The sequence below is a fragment of the Niveibacterium terrae genome (genome assembly GCF_048213115.1).
Classification (GTDB): domain Bacteria; phylum Pseudomonadota; class Gammaproteobacteria; order Burkholderiales; family Rhodocyclaceae; genus Niveibacterium; species Niveibacterium terrae.
The window spans coordinates 2,503,083-2,516,184 of record NZ_CP172404.1 but is presented as its reverse complement, the minus strand read 5'-3'; the positions used below and the strand labels follow the sequence as shown (position 1 = coordinate 2,516,184).

The following is a 13,102-nucleotide window of genomic DNA, read 5'->3' as shown; positions in this document are numbered from 1 at the left end:
AATTGGCGAGCCGGAAGTCAATTCGGCCTTTGTCGATCAAACCTCTTTTGCCCTTTCGCGAAACGAAGGCGCGGCGAGCAAGCTGAAGATTCCGATCAGAACCAGTGCGATTGTGGGGGTCTCGGCAATTGCCGTATCGCCGATCGATACGGCATATCCCGTATAGGGTGTTCCGGAGAATCCGCTGCCCGACGTGAGGTCGATCGTGAATGGTGTCGTGCTCCAGTAGATTCCCGCCGGCCCCGGTATCGTTCCGTCCGTGATCATCACGGTGTCTCCCGCGTAGATCGAAGGCCACGGATTGTTTGATGCGTATATTTCCAGGTTGATGGCCGTGTATAAGGTGCTCAGCGGGGACGACGGGATGAAGATCATGTCCGGAATCTTCAGGCAGAAGTCGTCAAACGGCGGGTATTTCCCGAATGCTTTCCACTTCCAGCTGCCGTCCGGATTCTTGACCAGATTTGCTCCGAAATTCGCGCCTGTTTTCCCCTGCTTGTCTGCGTACCAGGCTTCCCAGTCCGTCGCGTCGGAAGGCGGCTCTCCGAAGTTTTCCCATCTTCCCTTGTCGGTGTCGTTTTTCCTCGGTTCGCCGGGGTCGCCGATGGGTTTGCTCTCCGCGGTCCACCAGAAAGAAACGGTTCCGCCTGAGGGGTTCCATATCCGTATGGGCTTAGCGCAGGCATCCGCGCTCATCAGGAACAAGCCCAGAAGCAATGCCGAACAATAAGTCTTCAAATTCGAGAAATTCATTCTTTTCTCCATTTGATTGAACCGGGCTGTCGGGAAATGAATTGCGATGACCGAAAAAAGAGCGGACGAGGCTAGCTTGAATGCCTAGCATTGCTCGTGCCAGTACTGCGGAGGTTTTTCAAGCCCTTGATTGGAAATGCAAAAAGAAAAAGCGCGCGCATTTCTGGCGAGAAGACGGGGGCGGAGGGTAAAGAAAACCGACAGTCCGCCTGTCGGCCCTGCTGGCGGGGGGCGAATCCTTGGCGTGGAGCACGGGGAAAAGACGCAGCTTGCCCGCGCTCCGCTGCCTCGCCGGGTGTCGCGGCGCTGGATTGAAACCCGCGTTTGCGCTATCCTCTCGTTTTACCAGCATCCCGTTCCGTCATGACCAAGTACGTCTTTGTCACGGGCGGCGTTGTGTCCTCGCTAGGCAAGGGCATCGCTGCTGCTTCACTTGGGGCCATTCTCGAATCGCGTGGCCTTCGCATCACCCACCTCAAGCTCGATCCCTACATCAACGTCGATCCCGGCACGATGAGCCCCTTTCAGCACGGGGAAGTCTTCGTTACCGACGATGGCGCGGAAACCGACCTCGATCTCGGCCATTACGAGCGCTTCACCAGCGCCAAGATGTCCAAGCGCAACAACTTCACGACCGGCCAGATCTATGACGCCGTGATCAAGAAGGAGCGGCGAGGCGAATATCTGGGCAAGACCGTCCAGGTCATTCCGCACATCACCGACGAAATCAAGCGCTACATCAAGCGCGGCGCCGAAGGTGCCGACGTTGCGATCATCGAAGTCGGGGGCACGGTTGGCGACATCGAGTCGCTGCCTTTCCTCGAAGCGATCCGCCAGATGGGCATTGAAGAAGGTCGTAACAACACCTGCTTCATGCATCTGACGCTGCTGCCCTACATCGCGACCGCTGGCGAGCTCAAGACCAAGCCGACCCAGCACTCGGTCAAGGAGCTGCGCGAGATCGGTATTCAGCCCGACGTGCTGCTGTGTCGTTCGGATCGCGAGATTCCGGTCGATGAGCGGCGCAAGATCGCTCTGTTCTGCAACGTGGTCCCGGAAGCGGTCATCGAAGTTCTGGATGCCGACTCGATCTACAAGATTCCGGCCATGCTGCACGGCCAGATGCTCGACGAGATCGTCTGTCACAAGCTGAACATCCTGGCTCGCGCCGCGGATCTGTCGCTGTGGGACAACCTGATCGAAGCCCAGGAAAATCCGGATCACACGATCGACATCGCGTTCGTCGGCAAGTATGTCGATCTGACCGAGTCCTACAAGTCGCTGACCGAAGCGCTGCGCCATGCGGGCATCCATACCCGCAGCCGGGTCAATATCCACTTCGTCGATTCCGAACAGGTCGAGAAGGATGGAACGGCCCAGCTCGAAGGCGTCGACGCGATCCTGGTCCCCGGGGGCTTCGGCCGCCGCGGCACCGAAGGCAAGATCGCGGCGATCCGCTATGCCCGAGAGAACAAGATTCCCTATCTGGGCATCTGTCTGGGCATGCAGCTCGCCGTGATCGAGTTCGCCCGCCACATGGCCGGGCTCGAAGGCGCGAACAGCAGCGAGTTCGATCCTGAATCGCCGCACCGCATCGTCGGCCTGATCAGCGAATGGCTGGACCGCAGCGGCAATGTCGAACACCGCGACGCCGAGTCGGACCTGGGCGGCACGATGCGCCTGGGCGCCCAGCGCTGCCCGGTCAAACCCGGCACGCTGGCGGCTTCGATCTATGGGACCGAGGTCAACGAGCGTCACCGTCACCGCTATGAGGTCAATAACCGCTACGTCGATCAGCTCGAAGCGGCCGGTCTCGTCGTCTCGGCGCGCACGCCCAAGGAAAACCTCTGCGAGATCGTTGAGTTGCCCGATCATCCGTGGTTCGTCGGCGTGCAGTTCCATCCCGAGTTCACGTCGAACCCGCGTCAGGGCCATCCGCTCTTCACTTCCTACGTTCGCGCGGCGATCGAGCGGCGCGAAGGCGCGAAGAAGTAGCCATTCAGGGGCCGTCGCATTGGCCCTCCATCCACCCTTCGCCCGCTTTGTGCGGGCGAAGGTTTGACCGAGGAATTCCCATGAAACTCTGTGGCTTTGACGTCGGCCTCGACAAACCCTTCTTCCTGATCGCGGGTCCCTGCGTGATCGAGTCCCGCCAGCTGGCGCTCGAGACCGCGACCGAACTCAAGGAAATCACGACCCGCCTGGGAATTCCCTTCATCTACAAGTCTTCCTTCGACAAGGCCAACCGCAGCTCGGGCAAGAGCTTCCGCGGGCTCGGCATGATGGAAGGCCTGGAAATCCTCGCCGAAGTGCGCGAGACAGTCGGCGTGCCGGTTCTCACCGATGTGCATACGACCGAGGAAGTTCCGGTCGTCGCGAAGTACGTCGATGTGCTGCAGACTCCGGCCTTTCTGTGCCGGCAGACCGACTTCATCCACGCGGTCGCGGCCTGCGGCAAACCCGTGAACATCAAGAAGGGCCAGTTCCTCGCCCCTTCCGACATGAAGCACGTCGTTGCCAAGGCACGCGAAGCGGCCGGTGGCGCGGATTCGATCATGGTCTGCGAACGCGGCGCTTCGTTCGGCTACAACAACCTGGTCTCCGACATGCGCTCGCTGGCGATCATGCGCGAGACCGGCTGCCCGGTCGTCTTCGATGCGACGCATTCGGTCCAGCTCCCCGGGGGGCAGGGCGAGAAGAGCGGCGGCCAGCGCGAGCACGTTCCGGTTCTGGCGCGGGCGGCGGTTGCGACCGGGATTTCGGGTCTCTTCATGGAGACTCATCCGGATCCGGACAAGGCGCTCTCCGATGGCCCGAACGCGTGGCCTCTGGGGCGGATGGAAGAATTGCTGATCACGCTCAGGGAAATCGATGCGCTGGTCAAGCGCCAGGGCTTCATCGAAACAAGCCTCTGAGGCGAAGGCGGCGGGGCTTTTGCCGCCTCCGAGTGTCGATGTCTGCGCATGGTCAAAATGCTGACATGTGGCCTCAGATACACTTGGAAAGTTTAATAAGCAGCCAGAGACGCTCCCCCGTCAAAGGTATCCGAAAGGCGTGCCTCGCCGAGGCATAGTTTTCATCGAAAAAAAGGGAAACCAACATGAGTGCAATCGTTGATGTCGTTGCCCGCGAAATTCTGGATTCGCGCGGAAACCCGACCGTTGAAGCCGACGTTCTGCTTGAGTCCGGCGTTCTGGGCCGTGCCGCGGTTCCGTCCGGCGCTTCGACCGGTTCGCGTGAAGCGATCGAACTGCGCGATGGCGACAAGGCTCGCTATCTGGGCAAGGGCGTTCTGAAGGCCGTTGAAAACATCAATACCGAAATCTGCGAAGCGCTGGTCGGTCTGGATGCTGAAGAACAGGCGTTCATCGACAAGACGATGATCGACCTCGACGGTACCGAAAACAAGAGCCGCCTGGGCGCCAACGCGCTGCTGGCCGTCTCGATGGCTGTCGCCAAGGCTGCCGCTGAAGAAGCCGGCCTGCCGCTGTATCGCTACTTCGGTGGTTCGGGCCCGATGAGCCTGCCGGTTCCGATGATGAACATCATCAACGGTGGTGCTCACGCCAACAACAGCCTGGACTTCCAGGAATGCATGATCCTGCCGGTGGGTGCTCCGACCTTCCGCGAAGCTCTGCGCACCGGCGCCGAAGTCTTCCACAACCTGGCCAAGATTCTGAACAAGAAGGGTTTCCCGACCTCCGTTGGTGACGAAGGCGGCTTTGCCCCGAACGTCGCGGGTGCCGAAGAAGCTCTGAGCCTGATCATCGAAGCGATCGAAGCTGCCGGCTATGTTCCGGGCAAGGACGTTCTGCTGGGTCTGGACTGCGCCGCTTCCGAGTACTACAAGAACGGCAAGTACGAACTCGTCGGTGAAAAGAAGTCCTTCACCGCGGTCGAAAAGGTCGATTTCCTCGAAGCCCTGGTTGCCAAGTTCCCGATCGTTTCGATCGAAGACGGCATGGCCGAAGGCGACTGGGAAGGCTGGAAGATCCTGACCGATCGTCTGGGCAAGAAGGTTCAGCTGGTCGGTGACGACCTGTTCGTGACCAACACGAAGATCCTGAAGGAAGGCATCGACAAGGGCATCTGCAACTCGATCCTGATCAAGGTCAACCAGATCGGTACGCTGTCGGAAACCTTCGCCGCCGTCGAAATGGCCAAGCGCGCCGGTTACACCGCCGTGATCTCGCACCGTTCGGGCGAAACCGAAGATTCGACGATCGCCGACATCGCTGTCGGTCTGAACGCGGGTCAGATCAAGACCGGTTCGCTGTCGCGTTCCGACCGTATCTCCAAGTACAACCAGCTCCTTCGCATCGAAGAAGATCTGGGCGACATCGCGTTCTACCCGGGTCGTGAGACCTTCTACAACCTGCGCAATCGCTGATCGCCAGGTTTCCTCCCTCCTTCGGGAGGGAAGACAGGAAAGGGCCGCGCTGCGGCCCTTTTTTCTGGGTTCTGCATTAGAATCCAGCGCTTACCTTCAGGTTAAGCCATGTATTGGCAACCCCGTCCATGAAGTGGCCCACGCTTATCCTCGCCCTATTGCTCGCAGCTCTTCAATATCCGCTCTGGATGGGGAAGGGGAGCTGGGGGACCGTGCGTCAGCTCGATCAGCAGCTTCGCTCCCAGCGCGAAGTCAATGCGAAGCTCGAAGTCCGCAATGCCGGTATGGACGCTGAAGTGCGCGACTTGAAGACCGGGTACGACGCGATCGAGGAGAGAGCGCGCTATGACCTGGGCATGGTCAAGCAGGGTGAAGTCTTCGTCCAGCTGCCGACGCGCAAACGCTGAACCCTCTTCACTGCGCCTCCCGCGTCCAGAGCACGTCCGTCCCTCCGCCGACCCGATTGAGCTGCCGGCCGAGCACAAAGAGCAGATCCGACAAGCGGTTTAGATACTGAATGACCGGAGCCTTGACGGCCTCGTGCCGCGCCAGCGCGACGATGCTGCGCTCGGCCCGGCGGGCGACCGCCCGGGCCAGATGCGCTAGCGCTGCGGGTCTCGCTCCCCCGGGGAGGATGAATTCCCGCAGTGCAGGCAAAGTCGCATTGAACTGTTCCAGAGCCTGGTCCAGTCTGAGCAGGTGAGTGGCTGTGACGAGGCTGTGACCGGGAATCGAGAGCTCGCCGCCTAGATCGAAGAGATCGTTCTGGATCTGCCGGACGAGGGTGAAGATTTCGCCGGGCAGCGCTTCGGCGAGCAGAACGCCGAGCAGCGAGTTCAGTTCATCGACTTCGCCGAGAGAAGCGATGCGCAGGCTGTCCTTTGTGGTCCGGCTGCCATCACCGAGGCCTGTGCTGCCATCGTCTCCGGTTCGGGTGGCGATGCGAGAGAGGCGGTTTCCCATCGTATTTCCTGTATTTTGAAGAAAAGTGCAGGCAGTATCGAAGTCTGAACGATCCGCTTCCCGCTTGCAGCGTTGATTGACTGAATTGATGCGCAGAAGTGCCCGGAGAGCAGAGAGTCTTCATGACTCGGGCGGGTGTCCCCGCTAGAATAGTGAAAATCGTCAAAATCGCACAAACTAATGGCTCTTACCGTCGATACCGTCGTAGCGATGCACCAGGGGGACCGCAAGGAACAGCAAGACCGCGTCGGCCTGTTCCAGCATCCGACCCGTCGCGAGCTTCTGCTCGCGGTTCTCGCTGACGGAATGGGCGGGCACAGCGGCGGCGCGATGGCCGCCGAACAGGTCGTCATCAGGGCCAAGCAGAACTTCGAGGCTTATTCGCCGTCTTCCGAGACTCCCGAGGATCTGCTGCGCACGATCATCGAAGATGCGCACGTCGTGATCAAGCTCACTCGCTTCACCAGCGAACAGGATCCGCACAGTACGGCCTGCGTGCTGATGATGCAGCCGGGGCGGGTTCATTGGGCGCACTGCGGGGATTCGCGGATCTATCACTTCCGCTCGGGTCAGGTCGCGGCGAAGAGCGGCGATCATTCGCTGGTCGCCGAACTGGTCCGGACCGGGCAGCTCAGCGCCGAAGAGGCCGAGTACTATCCGCACAAGAACCTGTTGCTCTCGTGCCTGGGGGCCGAGCGCGAGCCGCGTATCGATATCGGCTGCGCTGACCGCCTGCGTGGAGGTGATGCTTTCCTGCTCTGCTCGGACGGACTCTGGGGGCATCTGTCGGACAGCGAGATGGCGCGTGCGATCGATGCCCAGCCCGCGCGTCAGGCGGCGCGTCTGATGATCGACCAGGCCCGGGTCAGGGGGCGGGGAACCGGGGACAATATCTCGATGGCGATCGTTCGCCTCGTCGAGAACGGAAACTGAATGGATAAAAAAACGCCCCTCGCAGAGGGGCGTTTTTTTTGAGCGTCAGCCTTCAACTGCGGCGGCGACGGATTCCTGCCAGTCCCATCAGACCCAGCGCGGCCAGCGCCAGAGAGCCGGGTTCGGGAACCGCGACTTCGGCGATCCAGCCGCGGTAGCTGTCGAGCAGGACGCCACCGAAGTAGTCGCCGAAAGCGCCCTTGGCCCAAGGCCAGCGGTTGCTGTGGCTGCTGAAGGTGTTGTTGCCGACCAGCTCGTATTCGCCGTTCACATAGACGAAGGACGGACCGCCCGAGTCGCCTCCGCCGATGATCGTCTCGGCCTGGTTGCCCAGCGAGTCTCCGGAAGGCAGGCCGTAAAGATCGGTGAACGGGTTGTGCGCGTAGCCGTCGGCGTCGATGCCGTCGAAGTCCGCATACCAGACCTCGGGCACAGAACCGGATGCGAAGTCGGTTTCGTCGTCGGCGTCGTAATACTCATAGACGTTGTAGCCGACGCGTTTGACGCCGAAACGCGGATCCACGGAGTAGCCGTCCCAGCCGTCGCCGGACGTGCCGTAGCCGGCCAGGGTCAGAACCGAGCCCGTCGGCAGTTCGCCCTGATGGATCTTGTAGGTCTTCACGTCGTCGCCGAGCGCCGTGGTCAGGCGCAGCACGGCGACGTCGTCATTGACGCAGAAACCGCTCACGCCGGCCGGGCAATTGCCGAAACCCTGGTAGTTCGGGTTCAGCGAGATCTTGTCGACGGCGATCTTTTGCGCGTTCGCATAGAGACCGGACGGATTGTTCGCGTTGACGTTGACGGTGACCTTGTTGGTCGGATCGGCAAGGTTCAGCGCATGGCCGCCTCCGTCGGAGTCGATGCAGTGGCCCGCGGACAGAACATGCCAGCGGTCGATCGCTGCGCCGCTGCAGATGAAGGCGCCTTCCGCGTTATCGATGCGGATGCTGACGACTCCGGAGAATGCCGACGAGGGAAGGTTCGCGTCGACGCGCTGGGTCGGCGAATCCGCCGCACCGGTCGGAACGTCGACGGGGGCGCCGGCGACGATGGTCGGGCTGACGGTGCCGCCCAGAGTGCTGACGAAGCTGGTCGTGCCGGCCTGTGCCGTGGTGGCGGCAAGTCCGAATGCGGCAAAGACTGAAAGAAATCTGCGTGCTGTCATCGAGAATCTCCAGTGGGGGTGAACGCCTTGTTGGCGCGAGATTCCTGTAAGCAAGTTCGGAGCCAGCAGATATTCACTGACTTTTTGTAATAATTTCAACAACTTGGGATATGGGTGTCAAAAGGGGCAGCAAAGCCTGTAAAATCGCCCGACACTTCTCGACCGATGTGGCGGGCAAGCAGGCCGGGCGGTCGGGCGGATTTCAAGACTGCCGTGGCAGTTCACCGGATTCCCTGCATTGATCCATCTCATTGGCGAGGCAGTCAGTGGCGCGTTGCGCTTCATTGATCGCACTGGCCTCAGTATCATTACTTTTCCTGGTCGCTGTTCCCGCATTGGAGCATGAGATGTCGGGGGCGACTGCCTGTTGGCAGTCTGGCTCCGGGTTCGGCCTGACCGGCGACCGTTGTACCCCAGCCCTCAGGGCTGAACCAAATCAGGAGGTCTCATGGGACTGACCATCGGCATTCCGGCCGAACAGCTTCCCGGCGAACGGCGCATCGCGCTGGTCCCGGATGTCGCCAAGCGCTTCAAGGCCTTGGGCGTGGAACTGTTGATCCAGCGTGGCGCCGAAGCGCCGGCCTGCATCGCAGCCGATGACTTCAAGGAAGTCAGCTGGACGGATTCGAACGACGCGGCTCTGGCGAACAAGGTGATCCTTGCCGTCCAGCCGCTCAGCTCCGAGCAGATCGCCAAGCTTGCACCGGGGACGGTGCTGGTTTCGACGCTGCAGCCCTATCAGAACGCCGATCGCGTGCGCCAGCTCGCCGAGCGCAAGATCACCGCGTTCGCGATGGAGCTGCTGCCGCGGATCTCGCGCGCGCAGAGCATGGACATCCTGTCCTCGCAGGCGGCGTGTTCCGGCTATCAGTGCGTGCTGATCGCCGCCAGCCATTGCACGAAATTCTTCCCGATGATGACTTACGCGGCCGGCACGATCCGTCCCGCCAAGGTCCTCGTGATCGGAGCCGGCGTCGCCGGCCTGCAGGCCATCGCGACGGCGCGCCGCCTCGGTGCGCTGGTTGAAGCCTATGACGTGCGCCCGGAGACCCGCGAACAGATCGAATCGCTCGGTGCGAAGTTCGTCGATACCGGAGTCTCGGCGGCCGGAACGGGCGGTTATGCCCGCGAACTGACCGAGGACGAGAAGCGTCAGCAGGCCGAGAAGCTGGCCCGTGCTGTCGCTCAGTGCGATGCGCTGATCACGACCGCGGCGATCCCCGGCAAGCGTGCGCCGCAGATCATCTCGGCCGACATGGTCGCCGGCATGAAGCCGGGCGCCGTCGTCGTCGACATGGCGGCTGAATCGGGCGGCAACGTTGCCGGATGCGTTGCAGGCGAGACGGTTGTCGTCGGACCGGCGACGATCGTTGGACCGACCAATCTGCCCAGCCGCATGGCTTTGCACGCTTCCGAGATGTACGCGAAGAACCTGTACAACTTCGTCTCGCCGATGATCAAGGAAGGCGAGCTTTCCATCGACTGGGAAGACGAAGTGATCCGCGGCACCTGCCTGACCCACGATGGTGAGGTCAAGCACGAGGGTGTCAAGAAAGTTCTCGGACTCTGAGGGAGACAGGACATGGAAGGTTTTTCCGCAATCTATATCTTCATGCTCGCTGCCTTCACCGGCTACGAGGTGATTTCGCGCGTGCCGGTGATTCTGCACACGCCGCTGATGTCGGGCTCGAACTTCGTGCACGGTGTCGTTCTGGTGGGGGCGATGGTCGCTCTCGGTAGCGCGGATCCTGCCGATCCGCTGCAGCTCGCAATCGGTTTCATCGCCGTGCTGCTGGGCGCGGCGAATGCCGCGGGCGGCTATGTGGTCACGGAACGGATGCTCGCGATGTTCAAGCGCGGTGACCGCAAGGAGAGCGCGAAATGAAGTGGGTCATTGAAGTTTCGTATTTCGTCGTCGCGGTGTTGTTCATCCTCGGTCTGAAGGGGATGTCTTCGCCGGTCTCGGCGCGCAAGGGCATTCTGTGGGCCGGTGCCGGCATGGCTCTGGCGACTCTGGTGACTTTCCTGTCGCCCGAAATCAAGATCAGCATCAATCTGGTCCTGATCCTCGTCGCGCTGGTTCTCGGCGGATCGGCTGCCTGGTGGTCGGGCAAGGTCGTCAAGATGACCGACATGCCGCAGATGGTTGCTATCTACAACGGCATGGGCGGTGGTGCGGCCGCCGCGATCGCGGCGCTTGAGTTCGCGCGCGGCAATGTCCACGGCACTGTCGCCCTGATTCTCGCCTCTCTGGGCGCGCTGATCGGTTCGGTCTCGTTCTCCGGTTCGGTGATCGCCTGGGCGAAGCTGCAGGGCGTGATGAAGAAAGCGCATCGGCTGCCGGCCCAGAACATCGTCAATATCGTTCTGGCTCTGGTGACGGTCGGCTTTGGTGCCGCGATCGTCGTGGCCGGCACGCCCGAACCCTGCACGATCATCGCCTTCTTCGTGTTGTCGCTGGTCCTCGGCACGATCATCACGCTGCCGATCGGTGGCGCCGACATGCCGGTCGTGATCTCGCTGTTCAACGCCTTCACGGGCCTGGCGGTCGGTTTTGAAGGCTATGTGCTGGATAAACCGGTGCTGATCATCGCCGGTATCGTCGTTGGCGCGGCGGGTACTCTGCTGACCCAGCTGATGGCCAAGGCGATGAATCGCCCGATTACCAACATCCTGTTCCAGCCGATTTCCGGTGAGGCCAAGGGCGATGGCAGTGCGATCGAGGGTTCGCTGAAGGAAGTCTCCGGCCTCGATGCGGCTTCGATGATGCGCTATGCGCAGAAAGTCATCATCATTCCGGGCTACGGGATGGCGGTCGCCGGAGCCCAGCACAAGGTTTGGGAGATGGCGCAGCTGCTTGAGAAGGAAGGCGTCGAAGTCAAGTTCGCGATCCACCCGGTCGCGGGCCGCATGCCTGGCCACATGAACGTGCTGCTGGCCGAGGCGGGCGTGCCTTACGACAAGATCTTCGACCTCGAAGAGATCAACTCGGAGTTCCCGCTCGCCGACGTGGCTCTGGTGATCGGTGCGAACGACGTCGTGAACCCGGTCGCGCGGACCGACAAGTCCAGCCCGATCTACGGCATGCCGATTCTCGACGCCGACAAGGCGCAGAACGTGATCGTGATCAAGCGCGGCAAGGGGGCCGGTTACTCGGGCATCGAGAACGCGCTGTTCTATGGCGAGAACTGCCGGATGCTGTACGGCAGCGCCCAGCAGGCGGTTGCTGACGTGATCACGCATGTGAAGAGCTTCGCGAGCTGAGTTCGCTTCGCTCATAAAAAACGCCGCGTTCAACGCGGCGTTTTTTTTACCCGGCGCGCAGGCGCCGGAGTCTGAAGTGCAAAAGCTCAGCGGCCGCGGCCGCCGAGCAGGAAAGCGACGGGGCGGCTCTCCCGGGCTGAGCGGGGCGAGTCGGGTTGTGCGCTTTCCGCGGCCGAGGACTCGGATTCGTTCAACGCCTCCTTGGCGACATAGGGGCGGGAGAAATCGAAGCCGTCCGGCGCGACCGTCGAGCGGGCGGGCCGGGGCGCGCTCGTGCTGCGCGGAGCGCTGGGGCTGGCGCTGCGCGATGCGCTTGCGGCGCGCCGGTCGGCGCCCTGGTTGCGAACGACGCGGTAGGCGGAGTCCGGACTCGCGTCGGCGTCGAAGCCGGGAACCGTGTGCTGCGGGATCTTCAGCTTGATCAGTTTCTCGATCGCGGCGAGCTTCTGATGCTCGTCAGGCGAGACCAGCGAGACCGCGTTGCCGTGCTTGCCGGCGCGTCCGGTGCGGCCGATCCGGTGGATGTAGTCTTCGGCGGTGCCCGGCAACTCGTAATTGACGACATAGGGCAGATCGTCGATGTCCAGCCCCCGCGCCGCGACGTCGGTGGCGACCAGAACCCGGATCGCGCCGGACTTGAAGCCTTCGAGCGCCTCGGTCCGCTGCATCTGGCTCTTGTCGCCGTGGATCGCGTCCGCCGCGATGCCTTCGCGCTGCAGATGGCGCGAGAGCCTGCCGCATTCAATCTTGGTGCTGACGAAGACCAGAACCTGGTCTCCGCCTTCGGCTTCGCGCAGCAGCCAGACCAGCAGCTGTTTCTTGACCGCCGCAGCAACCGGATAGACGCGGTGTGTGATCGTTTCGCTGACCGTGTTGCGCTTGGCCACTTCGATCAGCTGAGGATCGCGCAGCATCGTATCGGCGAGGCGCTTGATCTCTTCGGAGAAGGTCGCCGAGAAGAGCAGGCTCTGCCTCTGTTTGGGCAACAGTGCGAGGATGCGGCGGATATCGGGGATGAAGCCCATGTCCAGCATCCGGTCCGCTTCGTCGAGCACGACGATCTCGACCTGGCCGAGCGTGATGCTGCGCTGCTCGATGTGATCGAGCAGGCGACCCGGCGTTGCGACGACGACTTCGACGCCTCGCCGCAGGTCTTCGATCTGCGGGCGGATATCGACGCCGCCGTAGAGGCAGACCGTGCGGATCGGCAGGTACTTCGCGTAGGTCTGCACCGCTTCATGAACCTGAACCGCCAGCTCGCGGGTGGGCGTCAGGATCAGCGCGCGCACCGGGTGGCGGGCTGGCGAAGTCGAGGTGCTGGCCCAGCGCGAGATCTTGTTGAGAAGAGGCAGCGTGAAGCCTGCCGTCTTGCCGGTCCCGGTCTGCGCCCCTCCCATCACGTCTCGCCCCTCCAGCACAACGGGGATGGCTTGACTCTGAATAGGAGTGGGGTCGCTGTAGCCGGCGTCTTCGACGGCTTTCAGCAATTCGGGAATGAGACCGAGGTCGGCAAACGACATAGAGGTTCCGATAGAGCGCGAACATCGCGCGGGTAAAAACTTACAGATTATAGGACTTTGGCTGGCCAGCAACGACATTGCTTGTCCTGAATGGACCTGACGCCGCAAAGACGG

The 13,102-nt window shown here is 61.8% G+C and carries 12 protein-coding genes; 8 read left to right on the top strand and 4 right to left on the bottom strand.

Features of this window, described 5'->3' with window-relative positions; all coding sequences use genetic code 11:
• Window positions 1-36: 36 nt before the first annotated feature.
• Window positions 37-753, bottom strand: a complete 717-nt coding sequence (locus tag ACHFB9_RS11665) for a hypothetical protein (RefSeq protein ID WP_417067301.1) — start codon at window positions 751-753, stop codon at window positions 37-39.
• 363 nt (window positions 754-1,116) lie between these two features.
• Here ACHFB9_RS11665 and ACHFB9_RS11660 point away from each other — a divergent pair, with 363 nt between their 5' ends.
• The 4 genes from ACHFB9_RS11660 (at window position 1,117) to ftsB (ending at window position 5,550) form a co-directional block, all read left to right on the top strand.
• Window positions 1,117-2,748 (top strand): CTP synthase, encoded by a 1,632-nt coding sequence (locus ACHFB9_RS11660; protein WP_417067299.1) that lies wholly within the window; start codon window positions 1,117-1,119, stop codon window positions 2,746-2,748.
• An 80-nt stretch (window positions 2,749-2,828) separates the two neighbouring features.
• Window positions 2,829-3,668 (top strand): 3-deoxy-8-phosphooctulonate synthase, encoded by an 840-nt coding sequence (gene kdsA / locus ACHFB9_RS11655; protein WP_417067298.1) that lies wholly within the window; start codon window positions 2,829-2,831, stop codon window positions 3,666-3,668.
• A gap of 185 nt (window positions 3,669-3,853) precedes the next feature.
• Window positions 3,854-5,143, top strand: coding sequence for a phosphopyruvate hydratase (eno, locus tag ACHFB9_RS11650; RefSeq protein ID WP_417067297.1), 1,290 nt, complete (start codon window positions 3,854-3,856; stop codon window positions 5,141-5,143).
• A 128-nt stretch (window positions 5,144-5,271) separates the two neighbouring features.
• On the top strand, window positions 5,272-5,550 hold the full coding sequence (gene ftsB, locus ACHFB9_RS11645; protein ID WP_417067295.1) for a cell division protein FtsB: 279 nt from the start codon (window positions 5,272-5,274) through the stop codon (window positions 5,548-5,550).
• 7 nt (window positions 5,551-5,557) lie between these two features.
• Here the strand turns inward: ftsB and ACHFB9_RS11640 are convergent, their stop codons facing one another.
• The gene (locus tag ACHFB9_RS11640) at window positions 5,558-6,106 is read right to left on the bottom strand and encodes a cob(I)yrinic acid a,c-diamide adenosyltransferase (RefSeq protein ID WP_417067294.1); all 549 of its coding nucleotides are present in this window, start codon (window positions 6,104-6,106) and stop codon (window positions 5,558-5,560) included.
• Between the two features lie 180 nt (window positions 6,107-6,286).
• Here ACHFB9_RS11640 and ACHFB9_RS11635 point away from each other — a divergent pair, with 180 nt between their 5' ends.
• Window positions 6,287-7,039 (top strand): PP2C family protein-serine/threonine phosphatase, encoded by a 753-nt coding sequence (locus tag ACHFB9_RS11635; protein ID WP_417067292.1) that lies wholly within the window; start codon window positions 6,287-6,289, stop codon window positions 7,037-7,039.
• Window positions 7,040-7,091: 52 nt separating this feature from the next.
• On the opposite strand, the gene ACHFB9_RS11630 is transcribed toward ACHFB9_RS11635, so the two are convergent.
• Entirely contained in the window at window positions 7,092-8,204 is a 1,113-nt protein-coding gene (locus tag ACHFB9_RS11630) for a trypsin-like serine protease (RefSeq protein ID WP_417067291.1), read from the bottom strand.
• Between the two features lie 448 nt (window positions 8,205-8,652).
• Between ACHFB9_RS11630 and ACHFB9_RS11625 the strand changes: the two genes are divergently transcribed.
• From ACHFB9_RS11625 to ACHFB9_RS11615, 3 genes are read left to right on the top strand one after another with little or no spacing between them, the layout of a single operon-like run.
• Complete coding sequence (locus ACHFB9_RS11625) at window positions 8,653-9,774, top strand: NAD(P) transhydrogenase subunit alpha (RefSeq protein ID WP_417067290.1); 1,122 nt, start codon at window positions 8,653-8,655, stop codon at window positions 9,772-9,774.
• Window positions 9,775-9,786: 12 nt separating this feature from the next.
• Window positions 9,787-10,089, top strand: a complete 303-nt coding sequence (locus ACHFB9_RS11620; RefSeq protein ID WP_417067289.1) for an NAD(P) transhydrogenase subunit alpha — start codon at window positions 9,787-9,789, stop codon at window positions 10,087-10,089.
• Window positions 10,086-11,468 carry an NAD(P)(+) transhydrogenase (Re/Si-specific) subunit beta gene (locus ACHFB9_RS11615; RefSeq protein WP_417067288.1) on the top strand — a complete coding sequence of 461 codons (1,383 nt, stop codon included), beginning with the start codon at window positions 10,086-10,088 and terminating at the stop codon, window positions 11,466-11,468. The genes ACHFB9_RS11620 and ACHFB9_RS11615 overlap by 4 nt, the downstream gene beginning before the upstream one ends.
• 86 nt (window positions 11,469-11,554) lie before the next feature.
• On the opposite strand, the gene ACHFB9_RS11610 is transcribed toward ACHFB9_RS11615, so the two are convergent.
• Complete coding sequence (locus ACHFB9_RS11610) at window positions 11,555-12,988, bottom strand: DEAD/DEAH box helicase (protein ID WP_417067287.1); 1,434 nt, start codon at window positions 12,986-12,988, stop codon at window positions 11,555-11,557.
• Between the last annotated feature and the right edge of the window lie 114 nt (window positions 12,989-13,102).

What these genes read in the sequence shown, in the direction of transcription:
- ACHFB9_RS11665 (WP_417067301.1), bottom strand. Translation starts at nt 753, where the DNA reads ATGAATTTCTCGAATTTGAAGACTTATTGTTCGGCATTGCTTCTGGGC.
- ACHFB9_RS11660 (WP_417067299.1), top strand. Translation starts at nt 1,117, where the DNA reads ATGACCAAGTACGTCTTTGTCACGGGCGGCGTTGTGTCCTCGCTAGGC.
- kdsA (WP_417067298.1), top strand. Translation starts at nt 2,829, where the DNA reads ATGAAACTCTGTGGCTTTGACGTCGGCCTCGACAAACCCTTCTTCCTG.
- eno (WP_417067297.1), top strand. Translation starts at nt 3,854, where the DNA reads ATGAGTGCAATCGTTGATGTCGTTGCCCGCGAAATTCTGGATTCGCGC.
- ftsB (WP_417067295.1), top strand. Translation starts at nt 5,272, where the DNA reads ATGAAGTGGCCCACGCTTATCCTCGCCCTATTGCTCGCAGCTCTTCAA.
- ACHFB9_RS11640 (WP_417067294.1), bottom strand. Translation starts at nt 6,106, where the DNA reads ATGGGAAACCGCCTCTCTCGCATCGCCACCCGAACCGGAGACGATGGC.
- ACHFB9_RS11635 (WP_417067292.1), top strand. Translation starts at nt 6,287, where the DNA reads ATGGCTCTTACCGTCGATACCGTCGTAGCGATGCACCAGGGGGACCGC.
- ACHFB9_RS11630 (WP_417067291.1), bottom strand. Translation starts at nt 8,204, where the DNA reads ATGACAGCACGCAGATTTCTTTCAGTCTTTGCCGCATTCGGACTTGCC.
- ACHFB9_RS11625 (WP_417067290.1), top strand. Translation starts at nt 8,653, where the DNA reads ATGGGACTGACCATCGGCATTCCGGCCGAACAGCTTCCCGGCGAACGG.
- ACHFB9_RS11620 (WP_417067289.1), top strand. Translation starts at nt 9,787, where the DNA reads ATGGAAGGTTTTTCCGCAATCTATATCTTCATGCTCGCTGCCTTCACC.
- ACHFB9_RS11615 (WP_417067288.1), top strand. Translation starts at nt 10,086, where the DNA reads ATGAAGTGGGTCATTGAAGTTTCGTATTTCGTCGTCGCGGTGTTGTTC.
- ACHFB9_RS11610 (WP_417067287.1), bottom strand. Translation starts at nt 12,988, where the DNA reads ATGTCGTTTGCCGACCTCGGTCTCATTCCCGAATTGCTGAAAGCCGTC.